Here is a 13,639-nt window from a genome sequence, read left to right as displayed (position 1 = left end):
AAACTTCGCTATTTTACTTGACCGTTCCCCTCGTTTTTATAACAACCACTAGTCACCTTCTGAATTTGACAAATCACATTACTTTTAATCGTCGTTGTAGCCCTTGGATATGTTGACCTTTCGTGATTGATTTTTCAGCAGTGTGTTTGGCATTTAGGCAAGGCAGAGCCTATGTGGTGTGGTTATTCCCCATAAATAGGCGATAACGTAGCATAAACACCAAACATGCGCTGCTCTTTGGGTTCTTTCTAGGGATGGTTAACTCTTTGTTACTTGGTTTCTACTTAACCTGAACTCTGGTTAAGATATTTACTAAGGCATGTTGATGACGTAAAGGGTAGGGGAGTCTATTTAAATATAGTGCTCTAAATAAAAAAGCCGTATTTAAGTTATTAAATACGGCTTTTTTATTAAGTTATAAGTTCGAATTTACACTTTGAAAGCATCTACAGATAAGCGTAATTCTTCAGCTAGTTTCGCAACTTCAGAGCTCGAAATGTTAGTTTGACTTGCACCTTCAGCTGTTTGTTCTGCAATCGCTACAATTGATTCAAGGCGCTCGCTAATTTCTTGGGCTACTTGCTGCTGCTCAAGCGCGGCAGTGGAGATTTCTTCACTGACATCGTGAGCTTGTGATACAGCAAATGTGATTGAGTCAAGAGCAGTGCTTGCAAGATCTGATTGTTCAACACACGATACGGCACGCTGCTTACCTTTGCCCATTGCCGTTACGGCCGCTTCTGCGCCAGTCTGCAGTGATTCAATCATTGATTGTATCTCTTGGGTAGATTCTTGCGTTTTACTTGCTAAAGAGCGCACCTCGTCAGCTACAACGGCAAAACCTCTGCCATACTCACCAGCACGAGCTGCTTCAATCGCAGCATTTAATGCAAGCAAGTTAGTTTGGTCTGCAATACCACGTATTACATCTAGTATACTGCCAATTGATGCACTGTCTTGATGTAGTTTATTAATAACCTGAGAGGCGTCATCAACTTCACGAGCTAATTGCTCAATAGTTGATTTATTATTATTAGAAATACCTTTAACGCGTTCAGCTTCTTTATCGGCATTTTTAATTTCACTTAGGGCTTGCTGCGCACTATTGCTAACTGTTTGCGATGTACTACTCATTTCGGTTGTTGCAGTTGCAGCTTGCTCAACCTGAGCCTGTTGATTACGAATTGCTTGGCTTGATTCCGCTGTAATTGCAGATGTCTGCTCAGATGCAGCAGCAAGTTGAGTTGAGCGAGAAATAATACCTTTAATCAAGCTACGTAAGCTATCTATTAATGTGTTACAACTTTTCGATAGTTCGCCAAATTCATCTTTAGCACTGTCATCTAATCGCTGTGTCATGTCACCACTAGCAACAATATCTAAAATTCGATTAACCTCTGCAAGCGGTTTGGTAATTCGGCTTACGGTAATAACTGCAATAAGAATCGCAAGAATAGTCGCAATGATCATACCAACCCATGTCCATAAATTGGCAGAATCTACATCATTACGAACCCCTTCTTGAAGTTTAAATGCTTCGTCACTAGCGCGGTTAACTAATTCATCAATTTGATTTAGTGCCATTTTTGTTGCTTGTTCAGATTGCGCAAGTTCTTTTTCTGTAAGCGTAATCGCATCAATTAACCGCTTTTTATTTGCAGCCAAACTATTGCTGCCTTTTATGTTGTTTTCTAGAGTATCAACAAACCCTTTAAGGCTACCAAATAAATCACTATGGCTTTGCTCTATAGCTGGCTTGATTAAAGCGACTGTGCGTATCACTTCATCTAGATAATAAGTTTGCTCATTTTTAACAATATCGAGTGTGTTAAGTGTTTTAACAGTCAGCATATCTGTACTGTTACTTACAACTGACATAAAGTTGTTTTCTAAATTATTAGCGGCTTGAAATGCGCGAGGGTGATTTTCTTCTAATCCATCAATATCAATGATATCAAGAACCAAAGAGTTCGCGTCTTCAGCATTAAGCTCTATTTTTTCAAGCTGCGCTTTTAATGTTTTATTTAGCGCGAGTTGTTTTGCTTTGTCTGCGATTAAGTTCTCAACAGTGCCTAAAAAGCTTAAATATGTTTTTTCTACATTTTGGCTGTTTTGACTTAGTTCGGGATCTTCTTTAACAACAGCCTGTAGTTCGCTATGAAGCGTATCGAATAACTTTTTTTGTTCTAGTACACGTTTTTTTATTGGCTCCAGCTCACTTGCTGACGAGGTATAAAAGCTAGCTTGGGCAGCTTTACTCATTAAGATAAATTCGGCTTGTAGCTCAGAACTCTTGTTCAATGCAGGAAGCGATAAGAGGTTCACTTTTTGAGTAGAACGGTCAATATTGGCTATTTTTATTAGAGAGTTGCCACCAATTATTAAAAGTAAAAGTGTGATGAATATAAAACCACCCCAGATACGTTGCCTTACAGTTAGATTCATATGGATTTCCACTCAAAAGTACTTCATTTAAAACTTATCGGCATTTATGCTGATAAGTTAAGTAATTAACAACAATATATTTAATTATATTTTAACTCTTAGTCTACAAACCTAACAGATGTACAGTTTTTTTTCAGTTTATTTAGACAAAAGATGAGATTTTTCGGTAATTCTTTTTTTATTCGCGAGTTCCATTAAGGTCATGCTGTTACCCCATACACAGCCTGTATCCAAAGCATGTACGTGCTTGTAACCCGTTTCACCTTTAAGAGCAGCCCAGTGACCAAAAACAATGTCGTGTTTTGCATTGTAAATATTTGGATGACAAAACCAAGGATTTAAAGTGTTACTCTGGGTTATTGTGCCTTTTGCATTAAGTTCTAACTTATTCTCGAGTGTTAAAAAGCGCATCCGAGTGAAGTAGTTAATTATGTATCGAAACTTTTCAAATTCATCGAGAACGCTTGACCACGCTATAGGATGAGGTTGATACATCAGTTTAAAAAACATTTTAGCGTTATTTGATTGATAACAGGTCTGTGCAAATTGCGCGTGTTTTAATGCTTGCTTAACTGACCAATCAGGATTGAGTCCAGCATGGGATATAAAACTATTATGTTTTTCTAAATATAATGCAAGTGGTTGAGTTTGCAAATAACTAACATAGCGCTGTAGTTTATTGCTATCAAATATTGGAACGAGTTTATCTTTTGGGTTGGCGGGTTTATTAAGATAATGACAGGCAATCATGTGCAGATCATGATTGCCAAGAGTGATGGTTACGCTATTTTGGTGCTTATAAATATAATCTAAGCAAGCTAGGGAGTCCGGCCCTCGTGCTATTATATCGCCCACTAAATAAAGATGATCTTTACTGGGATTAAAGTCAACTCGTTGCAGTAAGGCGTTAAACTCATTAAAGCAGCCTTGTAAATCACCTATCGCATAATCAGCCATCAGATATAGCCATTACTTAATGTAAAATATTAGGGCATGCTAAACGAAACACGTTAATTGGGGCTTGGAACTCAGAACCAAATTCGTTGCGCAGAGTATAATGCCCTTGCATTGTACCTACTGGCGTATCGAGGATAGCACCGCTCGTATATTTGTAACTTTCTCCAGGCCCGATTGTGGGCATTTCACCTACAACTCCTTCGCCCTCAACTTCAATTTCTTTACCATTTGCATCTGTTATCAACCAGTATCGACTGAGTAATTTAGCACTACAAAGGCTGTGATTTCTAATTGTTACCGAATAAGCAAATACGTATTTTTCAATTTCAGGTTGTGATTGGCCTTCTACGTAAAATGTTTCTACCGATACTTTTACAGGTGATCCAATATTACTGCTTGTTGTCATAAATCCAGTTAGCTATATCAATAAATTGTTGTAAAGATAAGCGTTCAGCACGTAATGTTACATCTATTCCAATGCTGGTAAGCTCTTCAGCGGTTAGTAGGTTACCTAAACTATTTCGTAATGTTTTACGACGTTGGTTAAAGGCTTCTAGACAAACCGTATTTAAAATTTTAACGCTTTTTGCAGTGCGTTGTTCTGGTTTCTTAGGTATTAGGCGAATTACAGCCGAATCTACCTTAGGTGCAGGTTTAAAACACTCTGGTGGAACCTCTATCACTGGCATTGCGTTACAGTAATATTGAGTCATTACGCTTAGGCGACCAAACGTTTTGCTGCCAGGGCCTGCCACCATACGTTTTACTACTTCTTTTTGTAGCATAAAGTGCATGTGTTCAATATTGTCAGCAAACTCAAAAAGGTGGAACAATAATGGTGTTGAAATATTATAAGGTAAGTTACCAAACACTTTTAATTTTTTGTCATCTCTAACTAAGCTTGCAAAGTCAAACGTCATTGCATCGCCTTGGTTTACTGTTAGCTTAGGACCTAAAAAAGGGTGTTCAATTAAACGTTGCGCTAAATCTTTATCTAATTCAACAACCGTTAGGTGGCCACTTAGCTCAGCAACAGGTTCTGTAATTGCGCCAAGGCCAGGTCCAATCTCTACTAAGTTGTCTTCTGGTTTAGGATCGATAGCAGAGACTATTTTATCGATAATCATTTCGTCGAATAAAAAGTTTTGCCCAAAACGTTTACGGGCGCGGTGTCCTAAATGTACTTTATCGGTCATTGATTTGTGCTTTTTCTTGGGCGAGCTTAATTGCTTCGCGGATCGCTAATTCAAAACTGCCAACATCGGCTGTACCTGCACCGGCTAAATCTAGCGCAGTACCATGGTCAACTGAGGTGCGAATAAATGGTAAGCCGAGCGTTATATTCACCGATTTACCAAATCCTTTGTATTTTAGCACAGGTAAACCCTGATCGTGATACATAGCAAGTACTGCATCTGCTTGCGATAAATATTTATCTTGAAACAGAGTGTCGGCAGGTAAAGGGCCAATTAGATTCATTCCTTGGCTTCTCAGTATTTCGAGTGTCGGAGTAATCGTTTCTATTTCTTCACGGCCAAGGTGGCCATCCTCTCCTGCATGTGGGTTTAATCCACACACTAATATTCGAGGTTTGTCGATACCAAACTTAGTTTGTAAGTCGTGATTTAAAATCCCAGCAACTTTGATTAATCTATCTTCGGTAATCGCACGTGATACGTAAGCAAGCGGTATATGAGTTGTTACGAGTGCAACCCTAAGTCCTTCAGTTGCTAACATCATCACCACATCAGCGGTATTTGATTGCTGTGCAAAGTACTCTGTATGGCCGCTAAACGAGATGCCAGCTTTGTTAATAATGCCTTTATGCACAGGCCCAGTAACAACAGCATCGTATGTGCCATTCATATTTTTTTCACTTGCTATGCGCAAAGTATCTAATACATATTGACCATTTGCATCGTTCAGTACACCAAGCTCTACCTTAGCAGCTAAATCGACTTGATCTATGTATACACTGCCTGCTGGAGCGGGTAATGCTGGCTTATTCTCATCAAATTTAATTAAATTAATCGATAAACCAAGATGTTTTGCGCGCTCTTTGAGTAGTGAGCTATCTGCAATAACAACAAGCTGTGCATCCCACGCTTGCTGAGCAAGCGTGAGTAGCAAGTCTGGGCCGATACCAGCAGGCTCGCCTGGAGTAATAGCAATTCGTAAAGTCATATTTACTCGTCTGTAGGAAGAATGTTTACGTAAGCTTGCTCGCGCATTTCTTGCTGCCAATTAAAACTTTCTTCCTTAAATTTACGGTTAAATAGCATGCCGTGTGCGCGATTACGTTTAGCTAAGTCTGTTTTATCAGCCACACGTTTACCTAATAGCTGAACTATATGCCAACCGTATTGAGTTCTAAATGGTTCGCTAATTTCATCTTGGTTGAGTGAAAGTAGGGCATCTTTAAATGCTGGAACGTATGTTGTTGGGTCGGTCCAGTCGTATTCACCGCCTTTAAGTGCTGAACCAGGATCTTCAGAATGTTCTTTAGCTAACTCGGCAAAATCTGCAGTGCCTGCGCGCAACTCTTTGGCAAAACCAATAAGCATATTACGTGCTTTTTCTTCACTTAAAATAATTGATGGTTTAATCAGTATATGTCGAGATTTAACTTCAGTTGTTTCAACAACTTGACGTCCACGGATTTCTTGAACTTTAATAATATGAAAGCCAGCACCAGAACGAAGTGGACCAATAATAGCGCCGCTTTTTTGGCCCTTTACTGCTTCCGCAAATAATGACGGCATTTCATTGATGCCCATCCAACCAAGTTGTCCGCCTTCAAGTGCTTTTGAACCACTAGATGAAGAAATTGCAATACGTTTAAATTCTTGGCCGTCTTGCAAAAACTCAATGACTTTATCTGCACGAACCTTCGCATCAGCGATTTCATCAGCGCTTGCATTGTTAGGGATATCAATGAGGATATGACCAATATCATACTCTTCAGTATTTTGACCTTGGCTCTCCATGATTTTTAATAGATTATCAACTTCTTGCTCGCTAATGTAAATGCGACGATCTACATTTGCTCGCGTTACTTGTTGCGTCGTAATTTCTCTGCGTATTTCTTCTCGGTATGCTTGAAAGCTCTCGCCTGAGTCTTCAATAGTGCGACGTAAATCGGCAATGCTTCCGCCTTGATCTTTAGCCATGCTTGCTAATGTTTGATCAAGTTGGCTATCAGATATTTCTAGGCCCATACGATCGGCCATTTGCATCATTAGCGTTTGACTTACTAAACGCTCTATTGCTTGTACACGAAGTGTTTCGTCTTTAGGCAGTTGTTGATTTTGCTCTTTGGCTTGCTTTTTAACACGATTTATAATGGTGTCAACTTCGCTTTTTAAAATAACCCCTTCGTTTACAACGCCTACGACCTTATCAATCTCTACCGGAGCTGCTACTGCACTTTGGCAAAGGCTGACACTTAAAACTGCTGATGTTAATAATTTTTTTAAATTCATATTCTTTTTACTACTCTTGCTAATAGTACTATTGTGATACTAGTTATTAAGAAAATACGGTCTACGATAACCAAAAATACCTTGCTGTAATAATTTTTGTGCACCGTAACTGTTTTTACTACCAAGCCCTTTTAATACAAAATTCAAACGAATACTTGAATCAAAAGTTGCTTGCTCTTGTCCTATTGACTGATTCAAATCTGTTTCAATTTGACGATGGCCAGTAATTTGGAATGCCCAACAGCATGATTCATACTGCAAGCCACTCAATATTTCAACACTTCTATTATTATCGAGGTCACGATGATAGCTTGCAATAAACTTCCATTCGTCACTAATTGGAATGCTTGTAAAAACGCCTGCTTGTTCAATTGTATTTCCTGAGACATCATTTGCATAGCGATGGTTCAATTGTACTAGTTGATTATTGTCACCTTTATAATCTAAGGTCGCATTTGATTGGATCATCTGTTTACTATCGGTATCATATTGAATACCGCCAGAGAAGTACCAACGGCGATGCCAATGTAACATGGTTTGTGCCGCAAATAATGCATTGTAATTAGTACCAGAGGCTAGCCCTTGCTCTGTCGGCTTAGCTGAATCACTTAAATAAAATATTTGTCCGGCACTAAAGTTAAATACCTCTTCTTGTTTTTTATCGAACAAGCGCGTTGTTGCACCAAGAGTGAATTGATTGGCAGCAGCAATGCGGTCAACACCCGAAAAGCGAACGTCTCTAAATAAACCGTAGTAATCGTCTTGTAGTTTAGTGGTATCAAACAAGCCTATATCAGATTGATCTTTATTGGTTGTATACAAATATTGAATTTGTGGCTCTAGGGTTTGAATACCATCTTCAATAAAATAGGATGTATCACGCTCAAAATTGAGTTGAGAATATAAGCGAACTTTTGGAATTGTTCGAGATATGCTTTCGCGATATTGTGTTCCTTCTAAATCACCATGTTGCTTATAGTTTGTTTGCAATAAACTTATTTCAGACAAAAAAGACCATGCATGCTCTTTATAATCAAAGCGTGCTTTAGGCTCAATATGAACACGTGTTGCTTGATCAATAACTGCTGAGTCATTCGTAAAATGGCTTATTTCACCAGCGATACTTAAATCAAAATTATCAACGCGCCACGGTGCTGTTTGCGTAAAGTTAATTTGCGGTATTGCGGTATATGACTTTAAATGATCACCTAGTACTTCAAAGTTTTGTACTTTAATATCTGTCCGCCACGTCTCGCCGAGATGGGTTAATGAACCTGTACGATATAATTGAGTGTCAGTTTTACTGGCGTAGTTAGATTTTAGATCAGTAATATAGTTATCATCGCTCACGTTACTGATATCAACGTTGGCGCGCCAATTTTCACCTATATAGCTTCTTTGTTGCCAATGAAACATATAACGTTCACCAAGATCGGGTTCAGAGTCATCTTTGTTTAAGTACTCTATACCGACTAAGCCTTCGTGCTGCTCTGTTAAGTATCTAAACTCTGTTTGTAGTTGCAGGCCTTTGCGCGACATGTAGCGTGGCGTAATGGTGGCATCTAAATTAGGTGCAATATTCCAGTAATATGGCGTTATTGTTTCAAGTCCATATTTATCCGAACTTGAGATGTTTGGTGTAAGCAAGCCCGATTTGCGGCGCTCATCAAGCGGGAAAGTAAAATATGGCAAATACAAAACGGGTGTATCAAGAATTCGTAATATAGCGTTATGTGTTTCGCCCCAGCCTTCCTCGCGCGATAAATTAATTTCGTCCGCTTCGATTTCCCATGCAGGGGTTTCGCCAGGGCAAGCAGTAAAGCTTGCATTCATGAGCATTAAGCCAGACTCATTAATTGATAGCTTTTCAGCACCGCCTTTACCTTGTTGCTCAGTTAAGCTGTAGTCTGCACCAAGCAAACTAACTTCTGAATTATTTAGGTCAGCGTTTAAGCCCGTACTACTTATTTGGCTAATGGCATCTCGGTAAGTAATTGGGCCTGTTGCATTTAATAAACCGCGTTGCTTGTCTATCAGGGCAGTTTGTGCGGACAAACTCATCTTAACGGTGTTAATATCAACATTGCCGGTAAACTCAGCGCTTTGGGTGCCCAAGAGCTCTACATCATCAGCTTTAATGTCAACGGTACCAAGTTTGAGACCTGGAAGCGGTTGCCAAGCTCTGGTTTGCATTGAAGTGCCACAAAATTTGTGCGCAAATTCAGTTTCGGCAAGCGATGGTGCGCTAAGAACGCTTAGCATCAATATGCCCCAGGTTTTGCTCATTTATAGACCTCAATGTTTTTTATTTTATTTAGACTAGACATAATAAAGGAAAATAATGGCAAATACAGTAATTGACCTAATTAACTTAGTGAAAAGTAGATATCTTATAAAATGACACGCTTTAAAAATTTACAGCAATTTATAAACACACACTTTAATACTCAGGTAGCTACCTTAACGGCTATTACGGCCGATGCGAGTTTTAGGCGTTATTATCGTTTAAATTACGCTAATAAGCGCTTTATAGTGATGGACTCAGATCCACAAAAAGTGAATAACACTCCTTATATACTGCTCAATCCTGTATTTACTGAACACGGCTTTTTATTACCTCGTATTATAGCCAGTGATGAAACACAGGGCTTTTTTATATTGAGTGATTTAGGGTGTACACATTTGGCTGATATGCTCGACGATGTAAATAGGGTCACGTACTATCAACAGTTAATTACGTTAAGTGCGCAGTGGGCAAAAACACCGGCATCGCCATACATGCAAGCTTATAACAAAGATTTTATTACGCTTGAATTAGATATATTTAAACAATGGTTAGTTAATGATTTTATAGATCTTGAATCAACCTTAGAGTCAAATACCCAACTGCAAACAATGTGGCAAGCAAGCTGCAAGCTTTTAACTGAGGTCATGTTAGCTCAACCTACGGTAACAATGCATCGCGACTACCATAGTCGCAATATAATGAATAGCGATGGTCAATGGGCAATTATAGATTATCAAGATACAGTTCGCGGTCCGCTTTGCTATGATCTCGTATCGCTACTACGCGATTGTTACTTTAAATTACCAAAAGATGAGCTAACAACTTTACTTGAATTTGGTTACGGTGAGTTTACTCGTCAAAACTTAGTGGCTAACACTTCCTTTAATGAGTTTAAATATTGGTTTGATTTAACGGGCCTGCAACGCCATCTAAAAGCGGCAGGTATTTTTTGTCGATTATATTTACGCGATGGTAAGGCCGGCTATTTAGACAATATTTTACCTACTCTTGATTACATCATTGAGGTAGCGGCTAATTATCCCGAGCTTAAAGCGTTGAGTGATTGGACTAAAAATAGCATAGTGCCAAAAGTGATTGAAAAGTTAGCAAAGGAGCGCAAATGAAAGCGATGATTCTAGCTGCAGGGCGCGGACAACGCATGATGCCACTCACCCAAAACATGCCAAAGCCTATGCTAAAAGTGGCTGGAAAACCGCTGATTGAGCACCACATTAATAGTTTAAAAGCCGCTGGTATTAAGGGCATTGTAATAAATCTCGCGTGGCAAGGTGATAAAATTAAAGATTACTTTAAAGACGGTAGCCAATTTGGTGTAAGCATAGAGTACAGCCAAGAAATTAAGGGAGGGCTTGAAACTGCAGGTGGCATTATTCAAGCGCTACCATTACTGGGGGATTCATTTATTGTTATTAATGGCGATGTATTTACCGATTACGATGTCAGCTCGCTTGCTCAGTTGCACTTACAGCCAGGTGAGGCGCATATAGTATTAATAGAAAATCCACCACATAACCCTGAGGGAGATTTTACGTTAAGCCATTTATCGCCCGAAAGTCCAAAATATACATTCTCAGGTATTAGTCGTTACCAAGCGGACTTTTTTAAAGGTATTGAACTGGGTAGCTGTCCACTTGGGCCAATATTGCGTAAAAAATTAAGTGAACGTTTAATCTCAACCGAACTCTATATTGGTCAGTGGGATGATATAGGTACACCCGAGCGTTTAGTGGCACTTAATGAGCGCTTAGCGCTAGCCAATACATAAAATTTACTAAAAGGTAGTTATTTAGATGTGGGGAAAAATACTCGGTTTTTGTTTTGGCTTTATGTTTGGCCGATTTTTTGGAGCCATTCTTGGCCTTTACTTAGGCCATTTATTTGATAAAAGCCTAAAAAGTGACTTTGATAAAGCGGGTGGATTTTCAAGCTTATTTAAAGGTGACGATGTACACGAGCGTCAAGCGTTATTCTTTTCGAGCTGTTTTGCTGTTATGGGTCACATCGCAAAATCGAATGGCCGAATTAGTGAGGTACATATAAAAGCAGCCAATTTATTTATGGATGAAATGGGCTTGAAAGGGGAGGATCGTCGTGAGGCTCAATATGCTTTTTCATCGGGTAAAGGTGTAGATTTTTCACTCAAAGAAACCGTAAGTGATTTTAAAGAACGTTTTGCTAAACGTCATGATTTGATGCAATTGTTTTTAGAAATTCAAATTCAAATGGCCTTTTCCGATGGGGTATTAGCTGAGCAAGAAAAACAACTTCTTCATGAAGTTAGTAAGCAGCTAGGTATTTCTAAAACACATTTTGCGTTTGTACTAAAACGCTACCAAGCTGAGTTTAACTTTAGGCAGCATCAACAACGCTTCAAGCAGCAACAAAGCCAAGGGCAAAGCAGTAGCTATCGTGAAGGTTCTGGCCATCATGTACCACCAAATAATAATATGGATCGTGCACAAGCACTTGCGCTACTAGGGCTTAATGATGGTGTTACTGAACGTGAGATAAAAGTAGCGTATCGTAAGTTAATGGCGCAGCACCATCCTGATAAACTGGTATCGCAAGGATTACCAAAGCACATGATGGAGCTGGCTGTTAAAAAAAGCCAAGATATTCAGGCTGCTTACGAGTATTTAAAAAAGGCGGCGTAGAAAACCGTCAATTTCTTTAGTCAAACGTGCGTGTTGCTCTGGTTGATCGCGCAGGCCAAATAGCTGGCGTTGGCGATAATCAAATTTAGCATTACGGTTAACCCAGCGTTGGCGATTTTTAAGATTCATTAAAATTTCATTGTTGTCATCAGCGTAGTAAATATCGAGTAAGGCTGGCGTAACAAGTGATGTTGTTTGGCTTAAATCTTTATTACGCTTAGTGTTAGGTAAATAGCTGCTTAAACTAATAAATGCATTAAGTTGTGAATCTGTAAATTCAGCATAGTGTTCTAGCAACACTCCTGCACTGGTGCCTTGCGCAATAACCACTATGTTACTAGGCTCCTTCATTGCAGTTTGGTATAGCGCATTAAAACGAGCAATTAAATTTATTTTATAATTATCAATTACTTCGTTCGTTACTTTCTCTATTGCATCGACATGATGTGGCTCAGGCTGTTTTTTTATGTCAGTAGGTTTGTCTGCATTTTCGGTCGTGCCGGGTATTGAGGTGGCTGTTTCAGGTGTGATTGGAGGTGCTATCTTGCTGGCTTGCCAATCTATATCGGGTACGGTCATCGCGTAAGTTGTGTAGCCTAAGTTATTTAACTCTTTACGTAAAAAACTCATCCCCGCATTGTTAGTAGGAGCGGTTTGCCAATCAGGTATAAGTAACACAATACCTCTAAAGTCGGCGCTCATGTATTCACTGTATAAACTTAAAAATTCGTTGTCGCCTGCAAGTATTGATTTTATTTCATCATTAGGCAGTAGACGTTCAATATCGCCGTTTTCAATGCTTGATAGACTCGGTGGAGCAATGTGCTCAGCAGCAGATACTTGCATGTCTAAAAATAACGTACTGCTTAGTAATACGTTAAACAGCGTATTTTTTAAAAATGGTGCAAATACCATAATAAACCTAAATAATTAATACTAATTAGATATCGGCGCTGCACGCTAAAAGTTTAGCGTTATGATTTAATAATCACTATTAGTAAGGCTTATTAAAATTCAAGCTCGGCTTCAAATGTAAGTACTTGCTCTGTTACTGGGTGCTTTAGTTGCAGCATTTGTGCATGCAGTTGTAAGCGGGGCGCTGCGGCAAGTGCGTCTTTATGAGCATAGAGCCTATCACCTAAAATAGGGTGGCCAAGGCTTAGCATATGCACACGTAACTGATGTGAGCGCCCAGTTATTGGCGTTAGCTCTACACGGGTAGCATCTGCTTCGCGTTCAAGTATTTTAAAATGTGTAAGTGATGGCTTACCATTTTCGTGATCAACCATTTGTTTAGGGCGGTTAGGCCAATCACAAATAAGCGGCAAATCCACGGTTCCGGTATCGACCTCAAGCTGCCCAAATACACGCGCAATATAACGCTTAGCGGTTTCGCGCTCTTGAAACTGCATGCTTAAATGCCTGTGGGCTGCTTTATTCATAGCAAGGCAAAGTATGCCTGATGTTGCCATATCTAAACGGTGGACTATTTTAGCAGTTGGAAAAACACGATTAACACGGCTTATTAAGCAATCGGCGTGTTTAGGATCTTTACCCGGGACGGTTAATAACTCACTGGGTTTATTAACGATGAGCAAATCGTCGTCTTGGAAAAGTATTGTTAAATACGGGCTCATTGGGGGATTATAGTTAACTAACACAGCCTGCCTTAATGATTTTTAAGGGCGCCATTTTAGTGAATTAGTCGGGGAGATACAAGATGAGTATGGCTGGCTTAGTTTTAAAGGTTGAAGTGAAAAACCGCAGTTCTATTTATTCACCCTTCGTATTTT

At 39.3% G+C, this 13,639-nt stretch carries 12 protein-coding genes; 3 read left to right on the top strand and 9 right to left on the bottom strand.

Features of this window, described 5'->3' with window-relative positions:
- Nucleotides 1-429 precede the first annotated feature (429 nt).
- The 7 genes from ACJJVZ_RS17710 to lptD all read right to left on the bottom strand — a co-directional run bounded on the left by ACJJVZ_RS17710 (nucleotide 430) and on the right by lptD (nucleotide 9,170).
- The gene (locus ACJJVZ_RS17710) at nucleotides 430-2,445 is read right to left on the bottom strand and encodes a methyl-accepting chemotaxis protein (RefSeq protein WP_405602390.1); all 2,016 of its coding nucleotides are present in this window, start codon (nucleotides 2,443-2,445) and stop codon (nucleotides 430-432) included.
- Nucleotides 2,446-2,583: 138 nt separating this feature from the next.
- On the bottom strand, nucleotides 2,584-3,402 hold the full coding sequence (locus ACJJVZ_RS17705) for a symmetrical bis(5'-nucleosyl)-tetraphosphatase (protein WP_405602387.1): 819 nt from the start codon (nucleotides 3,400-3,402) through the stop codon (nucleotides 2,584-2,586).
- Between the two features lie 16 nt (nucleotides 3,403-3,418).
- On the bottom strand, nucleotides 3,419-3,808 hold the full coding sequence (apaG, locus tag ACJJVZ_RS17700; protein ID WP_138583877.1) for a Co2+/Mg2+ efflux protein ApaG: 390 nt from the start codon (nucleotides 3,806-3,808) through the stop codon (nucleotides 3,419-3,421).
- Nucleotides 3,792-4,598 (bottom strand): 16S rRNA (adenine(1518)-N(6)/adenine(1519)-N(6))-dimethyltransferase RsmA, encoded by an 807-nt coding sequence (gene rsmA, locus ACJJVZ_RS17695; protein ID WP_077536923.1) that lies wholly within the window; start codon nucleotides 4,596-4,598, stop codon nucleotides 3,792-3,794. The genes apaG and rsmA overlap by 17 nt, the downstream gene beginning before the upstream one ends.
- Nucleotides 4,588-5,586: a 4-hydroxythreonine-4-phosphate dehydrogenase PdxA gene (pdxA, locus tag ACJJVZ_RS17690; protein WP_405602355.1), complete on the bottom strand. Its 999-nt coding sequence runs from the start codon at nucleotides 5,584-5,586 to the stop codon at nucleotides 4,588-4,590. The genes rsmA and pdxA overlap by 11 nt, the downstream gene beginning before the upstream one ends.
- Before the next feature lie 2 nt (nucleotides 5,587-5,588).
- Entirely contained in the window at nucleotides 5,589-6,884 is a 1,296-nt protein-coding gene (surA, locus tag ACJJVZ_RS17685) for a peptidylprolyl isomerase SurA (protein ID WP_182702941.1), read from the bottom strand.
- Between the two features lie 39 nt (nucleotides 6,885-6,923).
- Nucleotides 6,924-9,170, bottom strand: a complete 2,247-nt coding sequence (gene lptD, locus ACJJVZ_RS17680) for an LPS assembly protein LptD (RefSeq protein ID WP_405602352.1) — start codon at nucleotides 9,168-9,170, stop codon at nucleotides 6,924-6,926.
- 111 nt (nucleotides 9,171-9,281) lie between these two features.
- On the opposite strand from lptD, the gene ACJJVZ_RS17675 reads away from it, so the two are divergent.
- The 3 genes from ACJJVZ_RS17675 to djlA are packed head-to-tail and all read left to right on the top strand — an operon-like array spanning nucleotide 9,282 to nucleotide 11,846.
- On the top strand, nucleotides 9,282-10,295 hold the full coding sequence (locus tag ACJJVZ_RS17675; RefSeq protein ID WP_405602350.1) for an aminoglycoside phosphotransferase family protein: 1,014 nt from the start codon (nucleotides 9,282-9,284) through the stop codon (nucleotides 10,293-10,295).
- A complete protein-coding gene (gene murU, locus ACJJVZ_RS17670) occupies nucleotides 10,292-10,957 on the top strand; it encodes an N-acetylmuramate alpha-1-phosphate uridylyltransferase MurU (RefSeq protein WP_405602347.1) in 666 nt (221 codons plus the stop codon). The genes ACJJVZ_RS17675 and murU overlap by 4 nt, the downstream gene beginning before the upstream one ends.
- A 25-nt stretch (nucleotides 10,958-10,982) precedes the next feature.
- Nucleotides 10,983-11,846 carry a co-chaperone DjlA gene (gene djlA / locus ACJJVZ_RS17665; protein ID WP_182702937.1) on the top strand — a complete coding sequence of 288 codons (864 nt, stop codon included), beginning with the start codon at nucleotides 10,983-10,985 and terminating at the stop codon, nucleotides 11,844-11,846.
- On the opposite strand, the gene ACJJVZ_RS17660 is transcribed toward djlA, so the two are convergent.
- Nucleotides 11,829-12,761 carry a DUF3530 family protein gene (locus ACJJVZ_RS17660; protein WP_405602344.1) on the bottom strand — a complete coding sequence of 311 codons (933 nt, stop codon included), beginning with the start codon at nucleotides 12,759-12,761 and terminating at the stop codon, nucleotides 11,829-11,831. The two genes, djlA and ACJJVZ_RS17660, sit on opposite strands and share 18 nt — an antisense overlap.
- Before the next feature lie 92 nt (nucleotides 12,762-12,853).
- Nucleotides 12,854-13,507: a bifunctional tRNA pseudouridine(32) synthase/23S rRNA pseudouridine(746) synthase RluA gene (gene rluA / locus ACJJVZ_RS17655; protein WP_405602341.1), complete on the bottom strand. Its 654-nt coding sequence runs from the start codon at nucleotides 13,505-13,507 to the stop codon at nucleotides 12,854-12,856.
- Nucleotides 13,508-13,639 lie beyond the last annotated feature (132 nt).

It is taken from the genome of Pseudoalteromonas sp. Ld19 (assembly GCF_045064135.1).
GTDB lineage: Bacteria > Pseudomonadota > Gammaproteobacteria > Enterobacterales > Alteromonadaceae > Pseudoalteromonas > Pseudoalteromonas aliena.
The sequence above is the reverse complement of the archived record's forward strand: the minus strand, read 5'-3'. Positions and strand labels throughout refer to the sequence as shown.

What these genes read in the sequence shown, in the direction of transcription:
- lptD (WP_405602352.1), bottom strand. Translation starts at nt 9,170, where the DNA reads ATGAGCAAAACCTGGGGCATATTGATGCTAAGCGTTCTTAGCGCACCA.
- rsmA (WP_077536923.1), bottom strand. Translation starts at nt 4,598, where the DNA reads ATGACCGATAAAGTACATTTAGGACACCGCGCCCGTAAACGTTTTGGG.
- surA (WP_182702941.1), bottom strand. Translation starts at nt 6,884, where the DNA reads ATGAATTTAAAAAAATTATTAACATCAGCAGTTTTAAGTGTCAGCCTT.
- pdxA (WP_405602355.1), bottom strand. Translation starts at nt 5,586, where the DNA reads ATGACTTTACGAATTGCTATTACTCCAGGCGAGCCTGCTGGTATCGGC.
- murU (WP_405602347.1), top strand. Translation starts at nt 10,292, where the DNA reads ATGAAAGCGATGATTCTAGCTGCAGGGCGCGGACAACGCATGATGCCA.
- ACJJVZ_RS17710 (WP_405602390.1), bottom strand. Translation starts at nt 2,445, where the DNA reads ATGAATCTAACTGTAAGGCAACGTATCTGGGGTGGTTTTATATTCATC.
- djlA (WP_182702937.1), top strand. Translation starts at nt 10,983, where the DNA reads ATGTGGGGAAAAATACTCGGTTTTTGTTTTGGCTTTATGTTTGGCCGA.
- ACJJVZ_RS17660 (WP_405602344.1), bottom strand. Translation starts at nt 12,761, where the DNA reads ATGGTATTTGCACCATTTTTAAAAAATACGCTGTTTAACGTATTACTA.
- apaG (WP_138583877.1), bottom strand. Translation starts at nt 3,808, where the DNA reads ATGACAACAAGCAGTAATATTGGATCACCTGTAAAAGTATCGGTAGAA.
- ACJJVZ_RS17675 (WP_405602350.1), top strand. Translation starts at nt 9,282, where the DNA reads ATGACACGCTTTAAAAATTTACAGCAATTTATAAACACACACTTTAAT.
- ACJJVZ_RS17705 (WP_405602387.1), bottom strand. Translation starts at nt 3,402, where the DNA reads ATGGCTGATTATGCGATAGGTGATTTACAAGGCTGCTTTAATGAGTTT.